This window comes from Bacteroidota bacterium (assembly GCA_038746285.1).
Lineage (GTDB): Bacteria > Bacteroidota > Rhodothermia > Rhodothermales > JANQRZ01 > JANQRZ01.
The window spans coordinates 42,000-65,625 of sequence record JBCDKT010000012.1; the positions used below are offsets into that span (position 1 = coordinate 42,000).

The 23,626-nt window shown below is 71.4% G+C and carries 21 protein-coding genes; 9 read left to right on the forward strand and 12 right to left on the reverse strand.

Going from position 1 to position 23,626, the window contains the following annotated elements:
• Positions 1-55: 55 nt before the first annotated feature.
• From AAGI91_05855 to zapE, 3 genes are read left to right on the forward strand one after another with little or no spacing between them, the layout of a single operon-like run.
• A complete protein-coding gene (locus AAGI91_05855; protein ID MEM1042137.1) occupies positions 56-2,350 on the forward strand; it encodes a PIG-L family deacetylase in 2,295 nt (764 codons plus the stop codon).
• Positions 2,340-3,236, forward strand: coding sequence for an EamA family transporter (locus AAGI91_05860; protein MEM1042138.1), 897 nt, complete (start codon positions 2,340-2,342; stop codon positions 3,234-3,236). The genes AAGI91_05855 and AAGI91_05860 overlap by 11 nt, the downstream gene beginning before the upstream one ends.
• Entirely contained in the window at positions 3,233-4,273 is a 1,041-nt protein-coding gene (zapE, locus tag AAGI91_05865) for an AFG1/ZapE family ATPase (protein ID MEM1042139.1), read from the forward strand. Before AAGI91_05860 ends, zapE begins: the two co-directional genes overlap by 4 nt.
• A 185-nt stretch (positions 4,274-4,458) precedes the next feature.
• On the opposite strand, the gene AAGI91_05870 is transcribed toward zapE, so the two are convergent.
• The 5 genes from AAGI91_05870 to mnmA form a co-directional block, all read right to left on the reverse strand.
• A complete protein-coding gene (locus tag AAGI91_05870) occupies positions 4,459-4,896 on the reverse strand; it encodes a hypothetical protein (GenBank protein ID MEM1042140.1) in 438 nt (145 codons plus the stop codon).
• On the reverse strand, positions 4,889-5,548 hold the full coding sequence (locus tag AAGI91_05875) for a Clp protease N-terminal domain-containing protein (protein ID MEM1042141.1): 660 nt from the start codon (positions 5,546-5,548) through the stop codon (positions 4,889-4,891). Before AAGI91_05875 ends, AAGI91_05870 begins: the two co-directional genes overlap by 8 nt.
• Before the next feature lie 57 nt (positions 5,549-5,605).
• Positions 5,606-5,785, reverse strand: a complete 180-nt coding sequence (locus AAGI91_05880) for a zinc ribbon domain-containing protein (GenBank protein MEM1042142.1) — start codon at positions 5,783-5,785, stop codon at positions 5,606-5,608.
• Positions 5,778-6,074: a hypothetical protein gene (locus tag AAGI91_05885; GenBank protein ID MEM1042143.1), complete on the reverse strand. Its 297-nt coding sequence runs from the start codon at positions 6,072-6,074 to the stop codon at positions 5,778-5,780. The genes AAGI91_05880 and AAGI91_05885 overlap by 8 nt, the downstream gene beginning before the upstream one ends.
• Before the next feature lie 127 nt (positions 6,075-6,201).
• Complete coding sequence (gene mnmA, locus AAGI91_05890; GenBank protein MEM1042144.1) at positions 6,202-7,323, reverse strand: tRNA 2-thiouridine(34) synthase MnmA; 1,122 nt, start codon at positions 7,321-7,323, stop codon at positions 6,202-6,204.
• 264 nt (positions 7,324-7,587) lie between these two features.
• On the opposite strand from mnmA, the gene AAGI91_05895 reads away from it, so the two are divergent.
• The 4 genes from AAGI91_05895 to AAGI91_05910 all read left to right on the forward strand — a co-directional run bounded on the left by AAGI91_05895 (position 7,588) and on the right by AAGI91_05910 (position 12,383).
• Positions 7,588-7,983 carry a RidA family protein gene (locus AAGI91_05895; protein MEM1042145.1) on the forward strand — a complete coding sequence of 132 codons (396 nt, stop codon included), beginning with the start codon at positions 7,588-7,590 and terminating at the stop codon, positions 7,981-7,983.
• Positions 7,984-8,102: 119 nt separating this feature from the next.
• Positions 8,103-9,200 carry a histidine kinase gene (locus AAGI91_05900; protein MEM1042146.1) on the forward strand — a complete coding sequence of 366 codons (1,098 nt, stop codon included), beginning with the start codon at positions 8,103-8,105 and terminating at the stop codon, positions 9,198-9,200.
• A 6-nt stretch (positions 9,201-9,206) separates the two neighbouring features.
• Positions 9,207-9,962, forward strand: a complete 756-nt coding sequence (locus AAGI91_05905) for a LytTR family transcriptional regulator DNA-binding domain-containing protein (GenBank protein ID MEM1042147.1) — start codon at positions 9,207-9,209, stop codon at positions 9,960-9,962.
• 138 nt (positions 9,963-10,100) lie between these two features.
• Positions 10,101-12,383 (forward strand): TonB-dependent receptor, encoded by a 2,283-nt coding sequence (locus tag AAGI91_05910; GenBank protein ID MEM1042148.1) that lies wholly within the window; start codon positions 10,101-10,103, stop codon positions 12,381-12,383.
• A gap of 5 nt (positions 12,384-12,388) precedes the next feature.
• On the opposite strand, the gene AAGI91_05915 is transcribed toward AAGI91_05910, so the two are convergent.
• From AAGI91_05915 to AAGI91_05945, 7 genes are all read right to left on the reverse strand, one after another.
• Complete coding sequence (locus AAGI91_05915) at positions 12,389-12,955, reverse strand: hypothetical protein (GenBank protein ID MEM1042149.1); 567 nt, start codon at positions 12,953-12,955, stop codon at positions 12,389-12,391.
• A gap of 98 nt (positions 12,956-13,053) precedes the next feature.
• Positions 13,054-13,572 (reverse strand): adenine phosphoribosyltransferase, encoded by a 519-nt coding sequence (locus AAGI91_05920; GenBank protein ID MEM1042150.1) that lies wholly within the window; start codon positions 13,570-13,572, stop codon positions 13,054-13,056.
• An 8-nt stretch (positions 13,573-13,580) separates the two neighbouring features.
• Positions 13,581-14,741 carry an N-acetylmuramoyl-L-alanine amidase gene (locus tag AAGI91_05925; protein ID MEM1042151.1) on the reverse strand — a complete coding sequence of 387 codons (1,161 nt, stop codon included), beginning with the start codon at positions 14,739-14,741 and terminating at the stop codon, positions 13,581-13,583.
• Between the two features lie 291 nt (positions 14,742-15,032).
• Positions 15,033-15,737: a hypothetical protein gene (locus AAGI91_05930; protein ID MEM1042152.1), complete on the reverse strand. Its 705-nt coding sequence runs from the start codon at positions 15,735-15,737 to the stop codon at positions 15,033-15,035.
• Positions 15,738-15,839: 102 nt separating this feature from the next.
• A complete protein-coding gene (locus AAGI91_05935; protein ID MEM1042153.1) occupies positions 15,840-16,520 on the reverse strand; it encodes a hypothetical protein in 681 nt (226 codons plus the stop codon).
• Positions 16,521-16,563: 43 nt separating this feature from the next.
• The gene (locus AAGI91_05940; protein ID MEM1042154.1) at positions 16,564-17,796 is read right to left on the reverse strand and encodes a hypothetical protein; all 1,233 of its coding nucleotides are present in this window, start codon (positions 17,794-17,796) and stop codon (positions 16,564-16,566) included.
• 36 nt (positions 17,797-17,832) lie between these two features.
• Positions 17,833-18,420 carry a sigma-70 family RNA polymerase sigma factor gene (locus tag AAGI91_05945; protein MEM1042155.1) on the reverse strand — a complete coding sequence of 196 codons (588 nt, stop codon included), beginning with the start codon at positions 18,418-18,420 and terminating at the stop codon, positions 17,833-17,835.
• Positions 18,421-18,593: 173 nt separating this feature from the next.
• On the opposite strand from AAGI91_05945, the gene AAGI91_05950 reads away from it, so the two are divergent.
• The gene (locus tag AAGI91_05950) at positions 18,594-20,639 is read left to right on the forward strand and encodes an agmatine deiminase family protein (protein ID MEM1042156.1); all 2,046 of its coding nucleotides are present in this window, start codon (positions 18,594-18,596) and stop codon (positions 20,637-20,639) included.
• Positions 20,640-20,895: 256 nt separating this feature from the next.
• Complete coding sequence (locus AAGI91_05955) at positions 20,896-23,625, forward strand: response regulator (protein MEM1042157.1); 2,730 nt, start codon at positions 20,896-20,898, stop codon at positions 23,623-23,625.
• The last annotated feature ends 1 nt before the right edge of the window (position 23,626 follow it).

Here is a 23,626-nt window from a genome sequence, read left to right on the forward strand (position 1 = left end):
AATCGGAACCCGTTGGCAGTGGGTCTGTGGAAAGCGGGGCTCCACTATCGCGCCCATGACCGTCCGCCGTTTCTCCCTCTTTGCCCTCCTGCTCTTCGCGACCGCGCCGGCCTTCGCGCAGAGCATCGACGAGCCCGAGCCGCTCGTGGTGATGAACCTCGCGGCGCACCCGGACGACGAGGACGGCAACACCCTCGCGCACTACCGCTGGGCCCACGACGCGGTCGCCTACTCGGTGATCTACACGCGCGGCGAGGGCGGGCAGAACGAGATCGGGCCGGACCTCTACGAGAAGCTGGGCGCGATCCGCACCGAGGAGACCGAGCGCGCCGGGCGCATCCTCGGTGCTCAGGTCCGCTTCCTCAACTTCTACGACTTCGGCTACTCGAAGTCGGCCGCCGAGTCGTTCGCGGCGTGGGGCGGGCGCGACGCGGTGACGGCGCGGCTCGTCCGGGTGATCCGCGAGCTGAAACCGGACGTGATCTTTACCAACCACGACACGCTGACGGTCGGGCCACGGACGCAGCACGGGCACCACCAGGCGGTCGGGCTTTCGGCCTACGACGCCTTCGCGCTCGCCGCCGACCCGAGCTTCCACCCCGAGCACCTCGCCGAGCCGGGCGTGGACCTCTGGCAGCCGAAGCGGCTCTTCCTCCGCAAGTGGCGCTTCGGCGGGACCGACGCGCCGCCGGACGTCTCGGTGCCGGTCGGCGAGACGATCCCAGGGCGCGACCTCGCGGCGACGGACATCGCCGTGGAGGCGGTAGCTGAGCACCGCTCGCAGGGCTTCGACAAGTTCGCCCCGCGCTTCCGGCGCCAGGTGACCGACTTCCAGCTCCTCCGCTCGGCCCCCGGCATCCCGGCGCTCCCTGACGAGGCCACCGACCTCGCCGACGACCTCGCCCCGAACCGCTACGCCAACGCCCTACCCCTCGCGGCGCTCCTCGACATGGGCCGCCTCACGGCCTCGCTGCGCGACGGCGAGGGGCTCCGGCCGCAGACGGAGCGCGCCGTGCCCGGCCAGACGGTCCCGCTCTACTGGCGCTTCGGGACGCGGTTCTCGCCGGGCGGGCGGCCCTCGCCGGTCGAACTCGTCTTTACGGGCGCGGTCGACACCGTCGTGACCGTCCCGCCGGAAGCCTCGATGAACACCGAGCCGATTGCGTTTCTCCACGTCCCGCCCGACGCGAGGCCAACGCTCCCGAAGGCGGAGCGGCAATACGACCGGCTCCTCAGCACGCCGCCGGTCCAGTACGCCATCCGCCTGCCCGGCCAGCCCGAGGCCATCTACACCGCCGAGCACCTCACGCTCGAAATCGCTGCGCCGATCACGGTCGAGCTGCCCGACGGTGTGATCCGGCTGATGCCCGGCGAGAACACGCTCGACTACCGCATCCGCATCGACGATCCGGACGTGAGCGGCGCGACGGTGCAGCTTGTCATCGCCCCGCCGGCAGAGCCGAACGTCCGCGTGCGCCCGCTCGTCGTCGCCGAGCAGACGGTCGGCAAGCGGGCGGGCTGGACGGACGAGACGTTCGCGTTCACGCTCCCCGACGACATCCCGGTAGCGGACTACGAGCTCCGCCTCGAAGCGCGCCCGGCCCCGACGCCGACGCGCTACGCACCTACCACGGCGACGCGCACCGCACGGCCCCTGCCGCGCGTCGAGGTCGCCGACGGCCTGCGCGTCGGCTTCGTCAAGAGTTACGACGAGACGACCGAGTACGCGCTCCGCACGATGGGTGCGACTGTCGTCCCGCTCGACTCGGCGATGCTGGCCTCGGGCGACCTGAGCGACCTCCACACGGTCGTCGTCGATATCCGCGCCTACCTCGTCCGCTCCGACCTCCGGCGCTACAACGAGCGCCTGCTCGACTGGGTGCGCGCGGGCGGGCACCTCGTCGTGACCTACCAGAAGACGTTCGAGTGGAACGAGCAGTACGACGACCCCTTCGACGAAACGAAGAAAAACCCGGCGGGCTTCGCGCCCTACCCGCTGCTGCTCGGCCGGGACCGCGTGACGGTCGAGGAGGCACCGGTGACGCTCCTCGAACCGGAGCACGTCCTCTTCCGCGCGCCGAACGCGACCGGGCCCGACGTGTGGGACGGCTGGGTGCAGGAGCGCGGCCTCTACTTCCCGGCAGGGTACGACGACCGCTACGTCGAACTCCTTGCGATGAACGACCCCGGCGAGGACCCGCTGCCGAGCTCGACGCTGCTGGCCGAGGTCGGCGAGGGGACGTACCTCTACACGGCGCTCGGGTGGTACCGGCAGCTCGCCGTCTACAACCCCGGCGCGTACCGGCTCTTCGCCAACCTCGTCAGCCTCCCGCTCGTCGATGGGCGCTGAGGCTACGCGCGCAGGTCAGCACCGGCGGGCCTACGCGGCCCTCGCCGGGGCGAGCGTGCTCTGGGGCGCCTCGTTCCCACTCGGCAAGCTCGCGCTCGGCGAGATGGGGGCGGCGACGCTCGTCTTCTGCCGGTTCGTACTGGCCGCCGCGGTCCTGCTGCCGGTCGTCCGGTGGCGCGAGGTGCGGTGGGCGCGGCGCGACACGGTCCTGCTCGTGGTCTGCGCAGTCCTCTGCGGGCCGGGGATGTTCCTGCTCCAGTTCGAGGGGCTGGACCGCACGACGGCGTCGAGCGCCGCCCTCCTCGTGGCGACGGCCCCGCCGATGATGGCCGTGGCGGCGACGCTCTTCGACGGCGAGCGGCCCGGCCGCCTGACGTGGGTCGCCGTCGGCCTCGCCACGCTCGGCGCGCTGCTGCTGATCGGCGCGCCGGGGCCGGGGCGGACGCTCCTCGGCGACACCCTCGTGTTCGTCTCGATGGGCATCGCCACGGCGTGGACGCTCGTCGTCCGGCGGCTCGCCCGGCGCGTCGGCGCGCTCGCGGCGACGGCGGCGCAGTTCGCGCTCGCGGCCGCCGTGCTCGTCCCGTTCCTGTGGGCGCTCGACGGCGTGCCCTCGCTCAGCTTCTCGTCGGGGGCTTGGGCGGCCGTGCTCGGCCTCGGGCTTGGCTGCACGGCTCTCACGTTCTTCCTCTGGAACTGGGGCCTCCTCCACGCCGAGGCGGCGCGGGCAGGCGTGTTCGTCAACCTCGAACCGCTCGTCGGGGCAGCCCTCGGCGTCGCATTTCTGGGCGAGGTCCTCGGGCCGCTGGCGGTCGCCGGCGGGGCCGTGCTTCTCGCGGCGGCCTTCCTGGCGACGCGCCCCGACCGTGTCCCTGCCGCGCCATGAGTGCCCTCGCCCCGCCACCGCGCTTCGACGAGGCGCGCTTCGAGACCTACCGCCCGCAGAACGACGCGCAGGCCGCCGCCCTCGCCGGCGCGCAGCAGTTCGCCGAGCGCGTGCGCGAGCGCTACGACGGCCCGGCCTTCCTTCGGTGGCTGAAGCGCGACGCGTCGCTCCGAAGCGGCCTCTACCTCGTCGGGCCGGTCGGGACGGGCAAGACGCACATGCTGGTCTCGATCTACCGGACGCTACACCCCGCCGTGCCGTGCGCCTTCCTCCACTCGTCGGCGCTGTTCCGGGCGACCGAGCCGCCGGAGGCCTACGCACAGCGCCTCGCCGACGCCCACCGCGTCCTCCTGATCGATGAGATCGAGCTCGACGACCCGGCCAACGAGGTCCGGCTCATCAACGTCCTCAAAACCCTCGGCCGGCTCGGGGTGACCGTCGCGGCGACGAGCAACGCCGAGCCGGAGAAGTTCGTCTCGGCCGCGTTCGGGCGCGACCGGCTGGAGCGGTTCATCTCGGAGGAGTTCCGGCGGAGCTACCACGTCGTCTTCGTCCCGGGCGAGGACTTCCGGCGCGGCCTCGCGAAGCCGGGCAAAGCCTACGTCGGCCCGACGGACGCCGCCGAAGCTGCGATGCGCCTCGACTTCGAGCGCGACGACCGGACGAAGCTCTGGCTCCACCGCGACGATCTGCTCCGCCGCACCGTTGACACCGAGCGCGCCGCTCTCACCGCCGACCTCACCGGGCACGACGCGCTCTACCTCGCCGACCTCCGCGTGGGCTCGACCGACGACGCCCTCCGCCTGCTCCGCGTGGTCGACGACCTCTACACCCACCCGTCGCCGCCCGTCCTCCACTTCACCGCCGAGGCTCTGCCCGAGCAGTGGTTCTCGGCCGACGGCGCGCGGGGCGTCGAGCAGGCCATTGCGGAGAAGTTCGAGCGCACCGTCTCGCGCCTCCACGCAATGTGCGACGTGCAGCGGGTCGGTGCTACTAGGAAAGGAGGAGCGGAGGAGCGGAAGAGCGGCAGGGTCTGATCCTCACCGTCGAGCCTATCTTTCCCGCTTCCGCTCTTCCCCGCTTCCGATCCTACCCTTGTCTTTCATCGACCTCCCGCCGTGGCTCGTCCCGACCGTGCTCGGCGTGGCGCAGGTGCTCGGCGTGCTGAGCGCGCTCGACGCGGTGATGAAGACGCCAGATACTCGACCCCTGGTTCCTGGGCTCACTCGGCGAAGTCGAGTGTGGTACCGTCGGGACCCTGCAGGAGCTTGAGGGTGCGGAGCTTCTGCATCATCGAGAGGGCGACTTCGAGTTTCTTTTCGAGGTTCTCCAGTTCCTGCCGCTCGGCCGAGGCGCGCTGCTCGCGGGCGTGGGCGAGACGCTCCTCGGCCTCGGCGTAGAGCCGTGTGATCTCGGCGAGCCGCACCTGGTTCTCGATCGACGGAGCCTTGAGCCGGGCCTCGACGTAGCCCTGCGCCGCGCCGAGCAGCTCGCCCATGATCTCGCGCGAGGACGGGTCGATCTGCGCGTGCGTCAGGCGCTCGACGACGTCGACAAGGGTCTGCTCCAGCTGCGCGAAGAGGGCGTCGAAGAGCGCGGGGTTGCGCCCGGCGAGGTCGATCTGCAGCGGCTCGCGCTTCGGGTCGAGAGCGTCAGCCATCGCCGGTGCCCTCCGCGTCCCACGCCGGGACGCCGCTGTCGAGGATCACGAGGCCGTCGCCGCCGAGGGCGCGGTAGAGTTCGGAGAGGAGGGCGAGCACCTCGGCCACCTCTTCTTCCGTCGCGGTCTCGTCGAAGACGAGCGAGAGGCGGCGCCCGGCCGATGCGGCGCGGTCGCGGAGGTAGGGCGGCTCCGGCTCGCGCACGGCCGGCGGCTCCGGCGGCGCGAGGCCGTGGGCGCTCAGCACCCCGGCCGTGACGGTCTCTGCCTGGACTCCGAAGGCGTCGCGCAGCACCGAGGCCGCCACACCGTCCTCGTCGCCTAGAACGGCGAGGAGCAGCCACTCCGGTCCGACGGTACCCTGGCCGTGCTCGGCCGCCGCGCGCTCGGCAGCAGCCAGCACGTCCTCCGCTTCCGCCGCGAGCGCCGGGTCGAGGTCGGCCGCACCCGGCCTGGCCGGCAGCGCGGCTTCGACCGCCCGGCGGAGGTGGCGGACGCTGACGCCGAGGCCCCGCAGCAGGCGGACCGGCAGCCCGCCCTCATGCAGCACGCCGAGGAGGAGGTGCTCCGGCGAGACCGTGTCGTGGCCGAGGCGCACGGCGTCGGCGCGGCTGCGCTGCAGCGCGTGACGGGCGCGGTCCGAGAGTCGCATCGTGTGGTGGAGGGTTCGTTCGTCTGGAGCGTACGGCCCCCACCTGTCAACCCCGTGTCAGAGGAGCCGAGCGAGCACCCACAGCGCGGGCAGCAGCATGAGTGCGACGAACAGCCACGCCATCGGCCCGAAGCCCGTGCGCGGCTCGGGAAACTCGTAGCCGCACAGCGGGCAGACGGCGGCCGCGGCGTCCACCGCCACCGCGCACGACGGGCACTCGCGCCGGCCGTCAGTCATCGCGCCGCGTGATCTGAATCTCGACCTCGCTCAGCTCGACCGGAATGCCCCACTCGCCCTCGCGCCGGTCCTCCTTGACGACGTAGCCCTCGAACTCGACCACCAGGCCGTCGCGCTCGAACACGTCCGGGAGGTTCGTCGGGCGAAAGCGCGTGCTGTCGTCGTGCGAGACGATGCCCCAGAACCCACCGTCCGCCTCGACGCGGACGACGGTCCCGACGTGCTCGATCTCGCCGATCTCGCACCCGGCGGCGGTGAGCAGGAGCAGGACGAGGGCAGTGCGCTTCATGGGGTAAGGCGGCGGGTGAGGGAAAAAGATAGGGCGCGTAGGGAAGGGAGAGCAGGGAGGGTTTGCTGCCCGTCGGACCTAGAGGGCTTCCCCGCCCTCCATTCCTCCCACGCCATACGTAACGCCTTCAGTCGACTCCGTGAATCCACCCGCCCATCACCACGTCGTCGCCGTCGTAGAGCACGACCGACTGCCCCGGCGCGATGGCCGTGCGTGGCTCGGCGAAGGCGATGCGGACCTCGTCGTCGCCGGTCTGCCACGCGAGCGCGGGCGCGCCGGCGTCGTTGTAGCGGATCTGGGCCGTGACCGGCTGCTCGTCGAAGAGGTCGGGGCGCTTGCCGAAGTTGAGCTGCCGCGCCGTGAGCGTCTGCCCGAGGAGCTGGTCGCGCGGCCCGACGGTGACCGTGTTGGTCGCGGCGTCGATGCGGGTGACGTAGGCCGGGTAGCCGAGCGGCAGGCCCAGCCCACGCCGCTGGCCGACGGTGTAGAACGGGTACCCCTCGTGCTGCCCGACGACGGTCCCGTCGGCGAGGACGAAGTCGCCGCCGGCGACGGCGGCTTCGAGGCCGGGCGTGCGGCGCTTGAGGAAGCCCCGGTAGTCGTTGTCGGGGATGAAGCAGATCTCGTAGGAGTCCGGCTTGTCGGCGACGCGGTCGAGGCCGTATTCGCTCGCCATCTCGCGGATGCGGGGCTTGGTGTAGTTGCCGAGCGGGAAGAGGCTGCGGGCGAGGTGCTCCTGCGGCAGGCCCCAGAGGGCGTAGCTCTGGTCCTTGTTCCCGTCGAGCCCGCGCGAGGCGACGTGGCGGCCGAGCGCGTCGTCGCGGCGGACGCGGGCGTAGTGGCCGGTGGCGATGAAGTCGCAGCCGAGGTCGTCGGCGCGGCGGAGGAGGGCGGCCCACTTGATGTGGGTGTTGCAGAGCACGCACGGGTTGGGCGTCCGTCCGGCGAGGTATTCGCTCGTGAAGCGCTCGATGACCCAGTCGCCGAACTCCTCGCGGATGTCGACGATGAAGTGCGGGAAGTCCATCTTGAGCGCCACCGAGCGGGCGTCGTTCATCGACTCCAGCGAGCAGCAGCCGACCTCCTTCTGCCCCGGCTTGCGCGGCCCGCTCGGCTCGCCGAGCGACCCCGCGTAGTCCCACGTCTTCATCGTGATGCCGACGACCTCGTACCCTCGGTCGCGCAGGAGGGCCGCCGTCACGGACGAGTCCACGCCGCCGCTCATCGCTACCAGTACGCGGTCGCTCATAGGTCGGGAAGTCGAGAGTCTGAGGGTCGGGGAGGGTCGGTCTGAGGCCGGTTCAACAAGGCCCCAAACGGGGCGTTCCGCCTCTGCGGATTCTTGAACGGACCGCTCCTGTTCGCCTCTGCTCGTGTGCTGCTTATGTCGTTTAGTGCCTGGCCTTGCTCCGGTTGGTGGCTGAGCGTCGCTCCGGCTCTTGCACGAAACTTCGCTTGCGGCCGGGGCGGGGTGGGCCGAAACTAAAGACAGACTTCCTAATCCGGCCCTCTCATGCCCACCGTCTCCACCCGCCGCGAAATCATCTGCTCTCCGAACGCGCCGGCCGCCATCGGCCCGTACAGCCAGGCTATCCTGTCGGGCAATACGCTCTACTGTTCGGGGCAGATCGCGTTCGTGCCCGAGACGGGCGAGCTGCTCCACGGCGACATCGAGGCCGAGACGGCGCGGGTGCTGGACAACCTCGGGGCCGTGCTCCGGGCCGGGGGGATGACCTACGAGGACGTCGTCTCCTGCACGGTCTACCTGACCGACATCAACGACTACGGGCAGGTCAACGAGGTCTACGCGCGCTACTTCAGCGAGTCGCCGCCGGCGCGGCAGGCCGTCGAGGTGTCAGCGCTCCCGCGCGGGGCCCGGGTCGAGATCGCCTGCACGGCCGTCCGGTAAGCGGCGGCCGCTCGTCGCCTGAGACCGACCGTTCGTCGCCGGGGCGAACCGTCGGCGCGACCGGTGCCGAAGTTGTGGAGCCAGGCGCGATCTTAGGGAGCACGGCCCTACCTTCTGCCATGCCCTCCGTCTCTCCACCCTCCCGCGCTCTTCTCCGCCGGCTCCGGCTGCCCGCAGCGATGGTAGTCGTCGGCGCGGCGTCAGGCGTCCTGGTGGCGTGGCTGGAGGACAAAGACCTGGGGCAGAGCATGGCCTACGGCGTCCTCTACGGCTGCGTGATGTGGACGTCGCTTCTCGTCGCGCGGCGGTGGCTCTACCGCCGGGTCCCCCTCCGGTCGTGGCAGCACGCGGCGCTCCACATCGCTGCGCTCACGACGACGGCGACGGCGACGTTTCTCTTGATCTACGGCCTCGACGCGCTTCTGTGCGCCCTCTTCGAGCCAGACCGGGCGCTCGACGGCGAGGGGCCGCGCCTCGTCTCCGTCGCCATCGTCGCGGGGCTGTTCGCCGTCCTCGTGAGCACGCTGATGTACGCCTTCGACTTCTACCGGCAGCTTCGCAACGCCGAGCAGGCCGCGCTGACCTCGGAGCTGAAGGCGCTCCGGGCGCAGATCAACCCGCATTTCCTCTTCAACACGCTCAACGCGATCGCGGCGCTCGTCCGCACGCGCCCGCGCGAGGCCGAGGGCGTGACCGAGCAGCTCGCCGAGCTCTTCCGCTACACCCTCCGCGCCTCGAAGCAGCCGACGGTCACGCTCGCCGATGAGGTCGAGGCAGCGCGGCTCTACGCCTCGATCGAGGAGACGCGCTTCGGCGACCGGCTCGTCGTCCTCGTCGAGGTACCCCCCAGCCTGCTCGGGGCGCAGGTGCCGAGCCTGATGCTCCAGCCGCTCGTCGAGAACGCCGTCAAGCACGGCTGCGCCCGCACCGAGGAGGCGTGCGCCGTCCAGGTCCGGGCTGAGCGGGCGGGCGACGCGGTGCACCTCACGGTCCGCGACACCGGCCCCGGCTTCGCCACGACCGACCCGGCGGTCGTCTTCGGGCGCGGCACGGGGCTGGCGAACGTCCGCGACCGGCTCGGCCTCCTCTTCGGCGAGGCCGCGACGCTGACCCTCCTCCCCGACGGCGTCGCGCTCCGCTTCCCCTTCCGCACGGCAGTGGCCGAGCCGCACCCGGCCGGCCGGCCGGTGTGGGAGCGCCCTTCGGCCGAGGGCTGAGCGGCCATGCTGCGCGCGATCCTCGTGGACGACGAACCGCTCGCGCGCGAGCGCCTCCGCGCTCTCCTCGGCGAGGTCGGTCCCGAGGCCGGCGAAGTCGAGATCCTCGCCGAGGCCGGCAGTGGGAAAGAGGCCGTCCTCCGCACCCGCGAGCTGCAGCCCGACCTCCTCTTCCTCGACGTCCAGATGCCGGGCCTCGACGGCTTCGACGTGCTCGACCTCCTCGTGCCGCCGCGCCCGCACGTCGTCTTCGTAACGGCCTACGACGAGTACGCCCTCCGCGCCTTCGACGCGCACGCCCTCGACTACCTCACCAAGCCCGTCCGCCGCGAGCGCCTCGCCCGGTCGCTCCGCCGCGTCGCCGCGCTCGTCGCTGCCCGCGAGCCGGACCCCGCGCTCGACGCGCTTGGCGACGCGCGACGCGAGGTGCCCCTGGCGCACGTCGCGCTCCAGGCCGGGCGGCGGCTCCGCATCGTCGAGCCGGCCGAGGTGCGCTACTTCGAGGCGCAAGACAAAGTGGTCCTCGCGCACTTCGAAGGGAAGACGTATCCTGTGGACTTTACGCTCCAGGCGCTCGAAGAGCGGCTTGGCGGCGACCGGTTCCTCCGGGTTCACCGCGCCTTCCTCGTCAACGTCGCCGCCGTGCGCGAACTCGTACCGTGGTTTTCAGGGACGTACCGGCTCACGCTCGACGGAGGCGAGACGGTACCGCTGGCCCGCCGCCGGGTGCGCGACGTGAAGCGCATCCTGCGAGGCGCGTAGCGCCCGGACTGACCGTTCGTCGCGGCCCGCCAGCCGCTCGTCGGACCGAAGGTCCGCACGTCGCCGGAGGCTTGGGAAGGAGCAGGAACTGGGAGAGATTGGGTACCGACACACTCTCTCACCCGACCTCGACCTGTCATGCTTCGCCTCCGCACCGCCCTCTGGCTACTCGCCCTTCTCTTTCCCCTCGCCGCCGCTGCGCAGCCGCGCACCGGCACCCTCAAAGGCACCGTCGCCGACGCCGCCACGCAGGAGCCGCTCGCGGGCGTCAACGTCGTCGTTGCCGACCTCGGGATCGGCGCGGCGACCGACGCCGACGGGGCATTTTCGATTCCCGGCGTGCCCGTCGGGACGCACCGCATCGAGGTCCGCTACCTCGGCTACGAGCCGGTCCTGCGGACGGACCTCATCGTGCAGCCAGGGCGGTCGACGGTCGTGACGGTCGAACTCCGCGAGGCGGTGCTCGAAGGCGACGCCGTGACGGTGCAGGCGGACTACTTCGGGCGGGGGGCGGATCCGACGAGCGTCGCGGCCTTCTCGGCCGAGGAGATCCGGCGCGCGCCCGGCTCGGGGCGCGAGATCGCCCGCGTGCTGAGCGCGCTCCCCGGCGTCGCCGCCCGCGGCGAGACGAGCCAGGACCTCTTCGTCCGCGGCGGCAGCCCGGCCGAGAACGGGTTCTACGTCGACGGCATCTTCGTCCCCGGCGTCCAGCACTTCCAGACCGGCGACGGCTCGTCGTTCGGCCCGACCGGCATCCTCAACACCGAGTTCATCGACCGGATCGCGTTCTCGACCGGCGGCTTCTCGGCGGCCTACGGCGGCTACACCTCGTCGGTGAGCGACATCCGCTACCGCGACGGGGCTGAGCAGTTCACGGGCGAGGTCGGCGTGGACTTCACCGGCGGCACCGGGATCGTCGAAGGCGGGCTGCCGGGCGGACGCGGCTCGTGGTTCGTCTCAGGGCGGCGGAGCTACCTCGACGTGATCGCCGGGGCCATCGACGCGGGCGGGGCACCGAGCTTCGGCGACCTGCAGGGCAAGCTGGCGTGGCAACCGGGTCGCGGGCACGAGCTCACGCTCCTCAACCTCTTCGGGACGAGCCGCTTCGAGCAGACGGCCGAGGACGCGGTCGAGGACGGCGCGGCGGACTTCGTCGACGCGCAGAACACGCAGAACACGGTCGGACTCGGGTGGCGGGCGCTGTGGCGCGGCGACGGGTTCACCCACACGACGGCCTCGCACTCGTTCGTCCGCCGAGGTCTCGACGTGCGCCTCGTCGACGGCGGGGCGCGCGACCTCGCCGAGGAGACACGGACGAATCATTTCAACCTCCGTTCGACGAGCCTCTGGCGCGTCGCGCCGCGCCTCCAGGCCGAGTTCGGCGGCGAGGTCTGGGTCGAGCGCGGCGCGTTCGAGCTGGAGCGCGACCCGTTCGTCGCCCGCAACGGCGAGGCGCAGCCCGGCTACCGGCGTGACGAGACGCTCACCGACGCCCGCCCCGGCGCTTTCGCGAGCGTAACCGTGCAGCCGACCGCCCGGCTCGAAGCCACGCTCGGCCTCCGCGCCGACTACGCGTCGCTCAGCGAGACCGCGACCCTCTCGCCGCGCGCCTCGGCATCGTACCAACTCACTGACCGCCTCGCCCTGAGCGCTGCCCTCGGTGTCTACCGGCAGGCCGTCCCGCTCCTCCTCGTCTCGTTCAACGACGCCAACGAGCGCCTCGGCCCCTACCGCGCCGACCACTACATCGCCGGCGCGAGCTACCTCCTCACGCCCGACACGCGGCTCACGGTCGAGGCCTTCGCCAAGGAGTACCGCGACCTCCCGCAGTACACCCCCGGCAACCCGCAGGCCGATCCCGGCTTCGTACTCGACAGCCGAGGCGACTTCTCGGGCGCGCTTGACGCGGGCGGGCGGGCGTGGGCGCGCGGGGTGGACGTGCTCCTCCAGAAGAAGCTCGCCGAGAATTTCTACGGCCTCGCCAGCGCCTCGTACTTCCGCTCGCGCTACCGCGACGCGGACGGCGCGTGGCGCAACCGAGACTTCGACGCCCGCCTCCTCTTCAGCGTCGTCGGCGGCTACAAGCCCAACGACCGGTGGGAGGTCAGCGCCCGCTGGAGCTACCTCGGCGACCGCCCCTTCACGCCCATCGACGCGGCCGCCTCGGCCTCGCTCGACGAGGAGGTCCTCGACGTGGCGCGGTTCAACGAGGAGCGGCTCCCGGCCTTCCACTCGCTCTTCCTCCGCGTCGACCGGCGGTTCTTCTTTCCGCGCTCCAGCCTCGTCACGTTTGTGAGCCTGTGGAACGCCTACAACCGCACGAACGTCGAGGGCGTCTTCTGGAACGTCACCGAGCGCCTCGTGGAGGAGCAGGCGCAGTTCTCGCTCCTGCCCATCATCGGGTTCGAGTACGAGTTCTGATTCGCCTAGACGAACACCTCGATGTCCACGTCGAAGGTCACAGTGAACTGGTAGGTGCCGTCGGTGGCCCCGTCGACCTGCATCGTCAGCGTCCCCGTGAAGGTACCCTGCTGGAGAAACTCGGTGATGTCCGCGTTCTCGACGTCGAGGTCCGCCCGGCGGAGGCTCACGTTCGTGGAGGTGATCTCCATGCTGAAGTCCGACGCGGTCGCCACGACGCGGTCGGGCGCGCCGGGCGCAGACAGCGTGAGCGTGGCCTGGCCGACCTCGACCCTCCCGCCGAGCGGCTGGTCCATGTTGAGCTCGACCGACATCGAGCGGATCCGCGCCGAGGCCACGTCGCCCGGCCCGAAGCGGTCGTCGTTGATGACGTCCTGCGAGGTTTCGCTCGCACTCTCGTCGACCGTACCGCCCCCCATGAGGGTCCCGACCGAGTAGGTGAAGCTGGCGCGGTGGTTAGGCGGCGTGGGCAGCGGGAACGTCTCGCCCCCGTTTCCGCCGTCTTCGGCCGTGTCACAGCCGGCCAGGGCTAGCAGTAAAAGGAGCGGAAACGAGAGGCGGAAGAGGCGCATGGAAGAATGGGTTGGCTGTGGGATCGTCTGCACTCACCAAGCCGAGGGCCGGGGTGCGAGAGTAACAAAGGTACCACCTGCCGCGATGGCCTGGCTGGCTACAAGCCGAGGACGACGTGGACCGGCACGCCCGGCGGAAGCTGCGCTCGTCCGCCCAGCGCGGCGAGCTCGATCAGGAACGAGAACCCGACGACCTGTGCGCCGGTCTGCGCCGCGAGGCGAGCGGCGGCGGCGGCCGTTCCCCCTGTCGCCACCAGGTCGTCGTGGACCAGAACACGGGCTTCTGGCCCGAGCGCGTCGGCCTGGATTTCGACGGTGTCGGTGCCGTATTCGAGCACGTACGTTTCGCTCAGAACCTCGCCCGGCAGTTTGCCCGGCTTGCGCGCCGGCACGAACCCGGCCCGGAGCCGCTCCGCGAGCGCGGTCCCGAACCAGAACCCCCGCGCCTCGATCCCGACGACGTGCGTCACCTCCCCCACGCTGAACGGCTCCGCGAGCGCGTCGACCGCTGCGCGGTAGAGGTCGGGGTCGCCCAAGATTGGGGCGATGTCCTTGAACTGGATGCCGGCGGTGGGAAAGTCCGGGATCGTGCGGAGCGCGCGGCGGAGAGCGTCCATCGGTAGGGTCAGTTGATCGAGTAGTGGACGCCGCGCTCGTACTGCTCCTTGTAGTCGCGGATCGAGCGGAAGATGGCGCTGGCGAGGAGGTCCTGGCCGCGCTCGCTGCGGAGGAAGCGCGCCTCGGCCTGGTTGGTGAGGAAGCCGAGCTCGACGAGGACCGCCGGCATTGAGGCCCCCCAGAGGACGAGGAAGCCCGCCTGCTTGACGCCGCGCGAGAACCGGTCGGCCCGGTGCTCGAACTGGCCCTCGATGAGCGAGGCCAGGCGCTCGCTCTCGCGCTGGTACGCCGTCGTGGCGAGCATCTGCATGACGCGGTCCGCGTCGTCGAAGCCGGCGTAGAGGTCGGGGTCGCTTTCGAGCTTGACGACGCCGTTCTCGCGCTCCATCACGCGCCGCGCCGACTCGCTGCGGTGCAGGCCGAGGAAGAAGGTCTCGGTGCCCTGGGCGCGGCGGTTGCGCGCGGCGTTGGCGTGGACCGAGACGAAGAGCTTGCCGCATGACTCGTTGGCGATCCGCCCGCGCTCGTGGAGCTCGATGAACGTGTCGTCGTCGCGGGTGTAGACCACGTCGATGCCGAGCCGGTCCTCGACGTAGGCCCCGACCTTGCGCGTGACCGCGAGGGCGATGTCCTTCTCGCGCAGCCCGTTGGCGACGGCACCGGGGTCCTTGCCGCCGTGGCCCGCGTCGAGCACGATGCAGTCGAAGGCCCAGTGCTCGCGGCTGGCGTTGTCCGCGCCGCCCTCGCCGCGGGCCACCGGGACCGGCTCGTAGAGCATCCCGAGGAGGAGGTCGTCGGAGTCGCGGTCCGGGTAGGCCGAGGCCGCCACCGGCTGGCCTGGGTCGATCTGGAACGCGAGGACGATGCGGTCGTCGCTCGGCGTGACGGTGTAGCGCTGGACCGGGCCGCTGGCCTCGCCGCGCCGCAGGCCGGGTTCGAGGCGGGCGTTGTAGAGCGTGAGCGTGACCTCGGTCGCCGACTGGTCGAGGCTGTGGCCTTGCACCCTGCCGGTGGTGTGGACGCGGACGACGTAGCCCTTGCCGTCGGAGCGCTCGGTGAACGAGATGCGCGTGATGCCGGAGGAGGCGGGGGCCGCCAGGGCTGCCAGCGGCAGCAGGAAGAGCGCCAGCAGGAGGCCGGCGGGCGTGAGGAGAGGGAGCCGCTGCATGGCGGGGCGGAGTCAGGTGGCGGGGACGCTGCGTGCGCGCACGCAGACGCTCGAACACCGTGCCGAACCGGCTGGCATCGGGGCACGCGTGGCGTTCTCGCTCAGATGGGCTCGCCTGCCGTCGCAGGTGCCGGGTGTCCCTCTCCAGAGACCCGGTCGGAACGAACGGTCGGCAGGCGGTTCGTACCTAAAGTAAAGCATTAAGTACAGCATTTCAAGCCTCGCCCGAAATGCCGTAGGGGCGACGCACTGCGCCGCCCCTACCGCCGAACCTGCCGTGGCAGCGTCCCGCTACCAGTCTAGCTCGTCGCGCTCGCCAAGCAGTTCTTGCCTGCGGCGCTCGATGATGTCGCGCCGGGCCTCGCCGCGCTCGGCGGTCTCGGCTTCGAGTTCAGCGCGCTGGGCGCGGAGGCGTTCGGCTTCGGCCTCCAGGCGCTCGATCCGCTCCTGGCGGGCCTGCTGCTTGAGGTCGAACGTGCGGCCGAGCGTCTGGCGAAGCTCGTCGGCCAGAGTGTCCCGCGCCTCGTCACCCTCGGCGCGGCGCAGTTGGCGGGCGAGGGCGCGGCTCTCGCGCTCGCCGTCGGCGATGGCGCGCCGCGTCTCCGGGTCCACGCCGCGCATCCCGAAGCCGGGCAGCCCGGGCAGCAGGTCAGCGCCGCGCCTGTCGAGGCCTCGCGCTCTGTCGCCGGCCTGGGCGCGGAACAGCCTACGGACGGAGGCCTCGTCGTCCAGGCCGAGGTCCTCGAACGCCGATGATCGGTCGCCGGGGCGGGCGCGGAAGGCGAAGGCGCGCGGCCGGTCGCGTTCGACCTCGAGGGGGCCGTTCTTGGAGCGGACGCGGAGTGGCGCGTCCTCGTCGAGCGTGAACCGCTCGGTGGTGCCGTCGGGCAGGGTGAGGACGACGTCGGAGCCGTCGCGCTCGATCGTGAGGCCTTGTGCCGCGGCGGGCACGGCCAGGCCGGCGCAGAGCGCCAGCAGCAGTAGGGTATGTCGCATGGTTGGAGAGCGTTGGTGAGTGGAATCAGTGGACGGCGGCTTGCGCCACCGCTGCACCCTCCGATTCACTGCCCGCAGCGGGGAGACCTACTGGGGAGAAGCCTACCGGCCGGTCAACTCGCCCATCCGGTGCTGGATGACCTGGTCGCGCATCGCCTCGCGCTTGCGGAGCTGCTGGCGCAGCGCCTCGAGCACATCCTCGACCTGCCGGATTTCTTCGCGCCGGTTCTCCTGCTTCAGTTCGAACATGGCGTCGAGCTTCTCGCGGAGCTGAGCCCGCAGCGCCGCCGCATTGGCAGGGTTCTGCCGCAGTTGCCGGGCGAGGCGGAGCGCTTCCCCCTCCATCTCGCGCTCGCGGACGAGGCGCTCGTAGAGGGCACCGTCGCGCTCGGAAAGCTCGCGGAGGTACGCCCGCTCGGCCTGCTCGGCGGCAGACTGCCCAAGCGTCTCGGGCTGCGCCAGGCCGAACGCCTGCTGCCCCATGTCGGCCTGGTCGAGCCGGACGAGGCGGTTGTCTTCGAGCGTGTAGAGCTGCCCGTCCAGGCCAATCGCCGGGGCAACGGGGCCGCTGTACTCGAACGACATCGACATGCCCTCGATGTCGAGGTACTCAGGAACGGCATCCTCGGGAAGCAGGGTCCCGTCGTGGTAGACGCGCCCGTCGCGGATGTCGAGCCGGTGGACGCCGACGCCCGCCCCGGCGCTGCGGGACGCGGTCGGGACCTGGGCCGCGACGGGGAGCGTGCAGAGGGCGAGGCCGAGCAAGCAGGCGGAGCGGAGCATCGTGGTTCGTGGGAGAGAGTCGGCGGAAACGGCTACCAAACGGCTATCGGTCGACGCGCACCTGCATCCAGCCGGAGCGAGCGGCGGGGGTCGAGTCCGGCGGGGCGCCGAGCGAGACGGGGGCTCCGTCCCAGGCGACGCCTACTTGCGCGGCCTGCATCTCCTGCAGGCGGAGGTAGAGCATGCGGAGTTCCTGGTCTCCGTCCGCGAGCGGCAGTGCACCGGCGCGGTCCTCGTCGGCTTCGAGGGCGGAGGCAAGATCGGCGGCGCCCCCCTCGGCGGCGACCTCCTCGGCCAAGGCGAGTCGGCGCTCGGCGACGGTGCTGAAGCCAGCGGTGGGCGGCGGAGCCGATGCCACCTGCTGACGGGCCTGCGACGCGCCGGTCCGCGCGGCACGGGGCGGCTCTGCCGAGGCAATGGGCTCGGCGGCGGCCGGCGGTGCAGACGCCGCGGGGGCAGCATCGGCGACGGCACCAGATACGGGTCCAGCCTCCTGCTCTGCGGCTTCCGTCTCTTCCGCGATGACCGGAGCCTCGGCCCGTTCTGCGAGTGGCGGGGCCAGCGCGTCTTGCACCGGCGAGGTGCCATCGGGCCAGAGCCCGATGCTGAGGGCGAGCACGAGCGCGAACGCCGCGCTGAGCCCGGCGGCGGCTCCGCGGCGAACGCCGCGGCGGGCCGGACGGTCGGCGGCGCGCCCGGCAGCGGCAGCCACCGGCGCGGTTCGAGTCGCGCGGGACGAACCGGCAGCGGCCACGACAGCGTCGACGAGGGACGGAGCCGGGCGCTGGGGCGGTAGGGCGTCCAGGCCCGCTTTCACCTCGGACAGGGCGGCGGCTTCGGCCTGCGCCGCGGGTGCGGCGAGGGCAGCAGCAGCCTCACCGTACACGGTGCGGACGGGGTCGAGCGCAGCGGTTCCGGCGGCAGCGGCCAGGACCGCATGGAGGGTGGCTGCGTCCGGGCGCTGCGGTGGGAGGGCGTCGAGGCCCGCCTTCACCTCGGACAGGGCGGCAGCCTCGGCCTGCGCCGCGGGCGTGGCGAGGGTGCCGGGCTCTTCCTCGTAGACTGTCCGGACCGGGCCGAGCGCGTCGGCTCCGGCGGCAGCGGCCAAGACCGCATGGAGGGTGGCTGCGTCCGGGCGCTGCGGCGGTAGGGCGTCGAGGGCGGTCTTCATCTCGGCCAGCCGCGCGGACTCGGCTTCAGCAGCGGTGCCGAGGGGCGGCCCCTCGGTGCCAGGCTCGCCGTAGGCGCGCCGGATGGCGTTCAACTCGTCGTGCATGAGGGTAGCGTTCGGGTCAGAGGCCGGGGGTGTGGGTTAGTTGCGGGCCGCGTCGGGGATGAGGGTCTTGCGGAGGTTGATGAGCGCGTAGCGCATCCGCCCCAGCGCGGTGTTGATCGAAACGTCGGTGATCTCGGCGATCTCGCGGAAGGTGAGCTCCGACTCGTGGCGGAGTAGAACGACCTCGCGCTGCTCCGGCGGGAGCAGCTCGATGGCCGCCCGAAGCTCTTCGACGCGACCGGCGAGGTCGAGCGTCTCGATGGCGTCGGGGCCTTCGGCGGGAAGCCGGTCAAAGAACGAGGTGCCCCCGTCGTCGCCCGCGTCCACGTCCTGCCACTTCTTGCGGCTGCGGATATGGTCGAGCGCGGCGTTGCGGGCGATGCGCATCACCCAGCCCAGCCAGCGGCCCTGCTTCTCGTAGGACCCGCGTCGCTTCTGCATCGCCGCGACCGCGCGGAGGAACGTCTCTTGGAAGAGATCGCTCGCCACCTCGCGGTCGCGGATCATCCCCACTAGGAAGCCGAAGATGCGCTCCTGGTGGCGTTCGACGAGCGTGCGGAAGGCGCGCTCATCGCCCTGGTCGATGTAGGCTGCGACGAGGTCTTCGTCGGGCAGGTGCTCCATGCGGCGTAGGCTAGCGGCTAGGCTGTGCGGCGCACGCTCGGGTAACGGCGTCCGCTCCGGGGTTATTGTGCGGTGCGCCGGCCGCCCCGTCGGCGACCGGACGGAAAAGATACTCTCACCCGGCTTGCCCGTATACTTCGGCCCCGGCACCACTCCCTTTCGACCGCTTTGCTATGCCCGCTCGCCTTCTCGCCGCGCTGCTTTTCATCGCCACCCTCGGGTCGGCCCAGGCGCAAGACACGCCCTGGTACGAGTCCGACCCGCTGCCCCAGACCATGACGCCCGAGGAGGAGTTGCGCCGCGACGAGATCGGGCTCGGCTTTGCGCGCTCCGCGCCCCCGCCCGGCCCGGTCCGCAACATCGCCGAGTTCGAGCGCAGCGAGGCCGTGCTCGTCCGCTACCCGCTCGGCATTCCGCTGAACCTGGTGGCGGCGCTCTCCGAGCATGTCCGCGTCATCACGACCGTGGCGAGCGCGTCCCAGGAGAACCAGGCCCGCAGCGCCTACCAGAATGCGGGCGTCACCATGGCCAACGCCGACTTTCTCCGCGCCCGGACCAACTCGATCTGGACCCGGGACTACGGCCCGTTCTACGTCGCCGACGGCAACCGCGAGATCAGCGTCATCGATTTCATCTACAACCGCCCGCGCCCCAATGACAACGCGGTCCCCAGCGCCCTGGCCGCGCACCTCGGCACGCCGCTCTACGCGATGGACCTCGTCCACACCGGCGGCAACTACATGACCGACGGCCGGGGCGTCTCCGCCTCGACCGACCTCGTGTGGTCGGAGAACGGCTTCAACGAGGCGCTCGTGCTCCAGACCATGCGCGACTACCTCGGGATCGACACCTACCACGTCACTGACGATCCGCAGGGGGCTTACATCCAGCACATCGACACATGGGGCAAGTTTCTGGACGTGGACAAGGTGGTCATCACCCAGGTGCCAACCTCAGACTCTCGCTACCAGGACTACGAGGACGTGGCGGCCTACTTCGCCGCGCAGCCCAGCGCCTACGGCACGCCCTACCAGGTCTACCGCGTCTACAGCCCGAGCGGGCAGCCCTACGCGAACGCGCTCATCGTCAACGACCGGGTCTACGTTCCGATCTCGAACTCCTCGTGGGACGACGACGCCCTCGACGTGTACCGCGCGGCGATGCCGGGCTACGAGGTCCTCGGCTTCGCCGGAAGCTGGCTCTCGACCGACGCGCTGCACTGCCGCATCAAAGAGGTCGCCGACACGGGCCTGCTCTCGCTCCAGCACCAGCCGCTCGCAGGCGAGATCGGGTACCAGCCCGAGGTCGCCCTCGACGTGGAGATCGTCCCGTACAGCGGGCAACCGCTCCTGAGCGACGAACTGTTCCTCGTCTACCAGGCCGAGGGCGCGCCGTTCGACACGCTCGCGCTCCAGCCGGCCGGGGGCGACACCTTCTCGGCGGCGCTCCCGCTTCCGGCGAGCGGCGGCGAGGTGGCCTACTACTTCTCGGCCGCTGACGCCTCGGGGCGCACCGAGCGCTTCCCGCTCGTCGGGCCGGCCGGGGCGCGCAGGTTTACGGTCCAGCCCGCCTCCGGCTGCGCGCAGCGCCTGACGGCCACGCTCGACGACGCGACCGCCGCGCCCGGCGAGGCGATTACGTTCACCGTCACGGTGTCGAACGACGCCTCCACGGCGGCCCCGGTCGACCTGTGGCTGGACGCGACCGGCCCGGTGAGCGCGACGCTCGACCTGGGCAGCGGCACACTCCCGCCCGGAGCCGAGGTCACGCGCATGGTCCGCGTCCGCGTGCCCGGCAGCGCGCCGTTCGGCACCTACAGCCTGGCCTTGAACCTGGGCGACGCCGCCGCTGGCGTAGTGTGCGACACCGAGCCGTTCAGCCTCGCCGTCTCGGGCGACGCGCTCGGCGCGGGCCGCACCTTCGAGGTCGAGCAGAACTTCTTCGCCGCGCGTGCGGCCATCGCCGGGACGGTGCGCCTCGCGCCCAACCCCTTCGCGCAGCGCACGACGCTCACCTTCGACGCCAACACCGACGCCGACGCGCGGCTCGCCGTCTACGACGTGCTCGGCCGCGAGGTCGCTGTCGTGCTCGACGGGCCGGTCGAGGCGGGCACCCACCGGGCGGCGTTCGACGCCTCGGGCCTCGCCGCGGGCGTCTACGTCTACCGTCTCATCCTGGGAGACACCGTGCAGGCCGGGCGGATGACGCTGGTGCGGTAGGGTGCGCCCGCAGGAGCCCATCGTAGAGGCTCGCGCCCTTGCGCTTCGGTGTCGGAGGGAGCACCTGCCCGGAACCGAGCCTGGGGTTCTGGCCCGGCCCCAACGCGTCCTACCTCCCGGCGCGCTCCTGTGCTTCGGCGTAGCGTAACTCTGCCGATAGTACACTTTGGTGCAGCGCAGAGGCCGACGCTGCCCGCCGTGCTCTCCGCTTTTCCTGGAACAGGTCTCCGCTTTTCCTGGAACAGGTCTCCCCCGCATGCCGCGCTTTTCCTCCCTCTGGGCTCACCTCGACCACCGCCGGGCTATCAGGCCGGTAGTCGCACTGCTCGTTGGCGTGACGGCCGTGCTCGTGCTCTTTCTCTGGCTGACCGTCACCGTCCTCGGGACCGTCGAGGCCTACGTCCAGGCGGAGGCACGCTACGTCAAGGGACTGCTCGCTGCCAGCCACCGCCTCTCGACCTACGCCTCGACGGGCAACGACGAGAAGTACCAGGCGTTCGAGCAGGCACTCGTTCACCCACAGGCCTACGGCGAGGCCCGGCTCGCCCTCCAGCGCGGCGACAAGCCTGCCGCCCGCGCCGCCCTCGTCCGAGGCGACGTGCCGCCGACCGAAGTCGGCTCGGTGGTGACACTGTTCGCCTTCCTCGAGCGAGTTCCTGCGCTCCAGCCCACCGTCGCGCTGTGGGCGGAGGCCGACGAGATGACGGCGCAGATGACGACCCTCGGCGCTGAGGCTCGGATCCGCGTCGACGCTGGCGAGGCCGGGGACGGCCTCGCTGCCGACATAGCGCCCCGGGCGACGGCCCTCTCGTACGCGGTGGACGCGCTGGGCGTCCGGTTCTCTACGCTTCTGGCTGACACCTCCCGGTTGGTCCGGCAGGTGCTCGTCGGCCTGGGAGTCGCACTGGCGCTCCTCCTCGTCCTGCTCGCGCTCTGGCCGATCCTCCGGCTCTTACGCCAGGTCGACATCTCTAGCGCCCGCTTCCGCCAACTCGTTCAGCACGCCACCGACATCACGACCGTCCTCGGGCCGGGGGGTCGCATCGTGTACCAGAGCCCCTCGGCGGCGTCCGTGCTCGGGCGCTCCCCCGAGAGCTTCCTCGGCCGTCTCGCCGCCGACACCGTGCACCCCGACGACCGCGCCTCCGTCGAGGCCGCTTTCGACCGAGCGGTGACCGAGGACACCGTCACGGTCCAGTTCCGGGCGCTTCGGGCCGACGGCAGCGCGGTGACGCTGGAGAGCTCGATCGTCAACCTGCTGGACGACCCCGCCGTACGCGGCGTCGTCGTCAACTCCCGCGATGTCGGGGACCGCGAGGCGAAAGTCGCCGCCGAGCACGCCCGTGCGCTCGCCGAGGAGAAGGCCCGCGCCAAGAGTGCGTTCCTGGCCAACATGAGCCACGAGATCCGCACCCCCATGAACGGCGTCATCGGCATGACCTCGCTGCTCCTGGACACCGACCTGGACGCCGAGCAGGCCGACTTCGTCGACACCATCCGAAGCTCCGGCGACGCGCTGCTGACGCTCATCAACGACATCCTTGACTTCTCCAAGATCGAGGCCGGGAAGATCGACCTAGAGATACAACCGTTTGAAGTGCGCACGGTCGTCGAGGAGGCGCTCGACCTCGTCGCCCCGAGCGCCGCCAGCAAGGAGATCGAGCTGGCTTACACGGTCGACGACGGCGTGCCGCGCCGCGCCCTGGGCGACGTCACCCGCGTCCGGCAGGTCCTCGTCAACCTCCTCTCGAACGCGGTCAAGTTCACCGACGAGGGGGGGGTCTGCGTCCGCGTCACGGCTGCCCCGCCCCACACCGAAGACGGGGACGAGACCGTCCTCCGCTTTGCCGTCGAAGACACAGGCATCGGGATCGGGCCGGCCAAGCTCGAGGCCGTCTTCGAGAGTTTCGTGCAGGCCGACGCCTCAACGACGCGCAAGTACGGCGGCACCGGCCTCGGGCTGGCCATCTGCCGTCAGCTTGCCGAACTGATGGGCGGCGAGGTCGGTGCCGAGAGCGAGCTAGGCGTCGGCTCTGCCTTCTGGATCGCGTTCCCGGCCGTCGTTGTCCACGGCGAGCCAGAGGTGTTCATGGCCGCGCGCCCGGCCGCGCTCGCCGGCCGCCGCACGCTCGTCGTTGACGACCACGCGGTCAACCGCGAGATCCTCGTCCGGCTCGCCGAGCGCTGGGGCATGCCGACCGTGGCCGTGGACTCGGGGAGCGCGGCCCTCGCCGCGCTCGATGCGGGGGCGGCCTCCGGCGAGGCACCGCCGGAGATTGTCCTGCTCGACATGCAGATGCCCGACATGGACGGCATCACTACGGCCCAGGCCCTGCGCGCCCGCTTCGGGGACGGCCCGACGATCATACTGCTGACCTCGGTGGCGCGCGACGCGCAGCTCCGCCAGGACGCCGAGCGAGCCGGCATCGACGCCGTGCTCTACAAGCCGACCAAGCCCGCCGCACTCTACGCTGCCCTCGCGGCGCGCTTCCAGCAGACCACCTCGTACGCAGCACCACCCTCAACGACCAGCGAACAGATCAGCGAAGCTGAGGCCCCGACGCCGTCGCCGCTCCGCATCCTCGTCGCCGAGGACAACGTCGTCAACCAGAAGGTGGTACTTCGCCTCCTCTACCGGCTCGGCTACCGGGCCGACCTCGCCGCCGACGGCGAAGAGGCCGTCGCGGCGGTGCTCGGCCGACCGGCCGACCGGCCCTACGACGTGGTACTGATGGACGTCCAAATGCCGCGCGTGGACGGGCTGGAGGCCACCCGCCGCATCCGCGCTGCCGGCGGCCTCGCCCAGCCGCACGTCGTCGCGCTCACGGCTAACGCGATGGAAGGCGACCGCGAGATGTGCCTCGCCGCCGGGTGCGACGCCTACCTCCCGAAGCCCATCGACCGCGAGTCACTCGGCGTGCTACTCGCCGAAGCGCCGTCGGCGATGCCGGCCCCCGCAGCAGACGCCTCGCCCCTCGCCGCCTGAC

Bases quoted from the DNA above. Each gene is read 5' to 3' on its own strand.
- AAGI91_05945 (MEM1042155.1), bottom strand. From the start codon at position 18,420: ATGGAGCACCTGCCCGACGAAGACCTCGTCGCAGCCTACATCGACCAG.
- AAGI91_05925 (MEM1042151.1), bottom strand. From the start codon at position 14,741: ATGCAGCGGCTCCCTCTCCTCACGCCCGCCGGCCTCCTGCTGGCGCTC.
- zapE (MEM1042139.1), top strand. From the start codon at position 3,233: ATGAGTGCCCTCGCCCCGCCACCGCGCTTCGACGAGGCGCGCTTCGAG.
- AAGI91_05860 (MEM1042138.1), top strand. From the start codon at position 2,340: ATGGGCGCTGAGGCTACGCGCGCAGGTCAGCACCGGCGGGCCTACGCG.
- AAGI91_05950 (MEM1042156.1), top strand. From the start codon at position 18,594: ATGCCCGCTCGCCTTCTCGCCGCGCTGCTTTTCATCGCCACCCTCGGG.
- AAGI91_05910 (MEM1042148.1), top strand. From the start codon at position 10,101: ATGCTTCGCCTCCGCACCGCCCTCTGGCTACTCGCCCTTCTCTTTCCC.
- AAGI91_05895 (MEM1042145.1), top strand. From the start codon at position 7,588: ATGCCCACCGTCTCCACCCGCCGCGAAATCATCTGCTCTCCGAACGCG.
- AAGI91_05935 (MEM1042153.1), bottom strand. From the start codon at position 16,520: ATGCTCCGCTCCGCCTGCTTGCTCGGCCTCGCCCTCTGCACGCTCCCC.
- AAGI91_05880 (MEM1042142.1), bottom strand. From the start codon at position 5,785: ATGACTGACGGCCGGCGCGAGTGCCCGTCGTGCGCGGTGGCGGTGGAC.
- AAGI91_05900 (MEM1042146.1), top strand. From the start codon at position 8,103: ATGCCCTCCGTCTCTCCACCCTCCCGCGCTCTTCTCCGCCGGCTCCGG.
- mnmA (MEM1042144.1), bottom strand. From the start codon at position 7,323: ATGAGCGACCGCGTACTGGTAGCGATGAGCGGCGGCGTGGACTCGTCC.
- AAGI91_05955 (MEM1042157.1), top strand. From the start codon at position 20,896: ATGCCGCGCTTTTCCTCCCTCTGGGCTCACCTCGACCACCGCCGGGCT.
- AAGI91_05930 (MEM1042152.1), bottom strand. From the start codon at position 15,737: ATGCGACATACCCTACTGCTGCTGGCGCTCTGCGCCGGCCTGGCCGTG.
- AAGI91_05915 (MEM1042149.1), bottom strand. From the start codon at position 12,955: ATGCGCCTCTTCCGCCTCTCGTTTCCGCTCCTTTTACTGCTAGCCCTG.
- AAGI91_05905 (MEM1042147.1), top strand. From the start codon at position 9,207: ATGCTGCGCGCGATCCTCGTGGACGACGAACCGCTCGCGCGCGAGCGC.
- AAGI91_05855 (MEM1042137.1), top strand. From the start codon at position 56: ATGACCGTCCGCCGTTTCTCCCTCTTTGCCCTCCTGCTCTTCGCGACC.
- AAGI91_05940 (MEM1042154.1), bottom strand. From the start codon at position 17,796: ATGCACGACGAGTTGAACGCCATCCGGCGCGCCTACGGCGAGCCTGGC.
- AAGI91_05920 (MEM1042150.1), bottom strand. From the start codon at position 13,572: ATGGACGCTCTCCGCCGCGCGCTCCGCACGATCCCGGACTTTCCCACC.
- AAGI91_05870 (MEM1042140.1), bottom strand. From the start codon at position 4,896: ATGGCTGACGCTCTCGACCCGAAGCGCGAGCCGCTGCAGATCGACCTC.
- AAGI91_05875 (MEM1042141.1), bottom strand. From the start codon at position 5,548: ATGCGACTCTCGGACCGCGCCCGTCACGCGCTGCAGCGCAGCCGCGCC.
- AAGI91_05885 (MEM1042143.1), bottom strand. From the start codon at position 6,074: ATGAAGCGCACTGCCCTCGTCCTGCTCCTGCTCACCGCCGCCGGGTGC.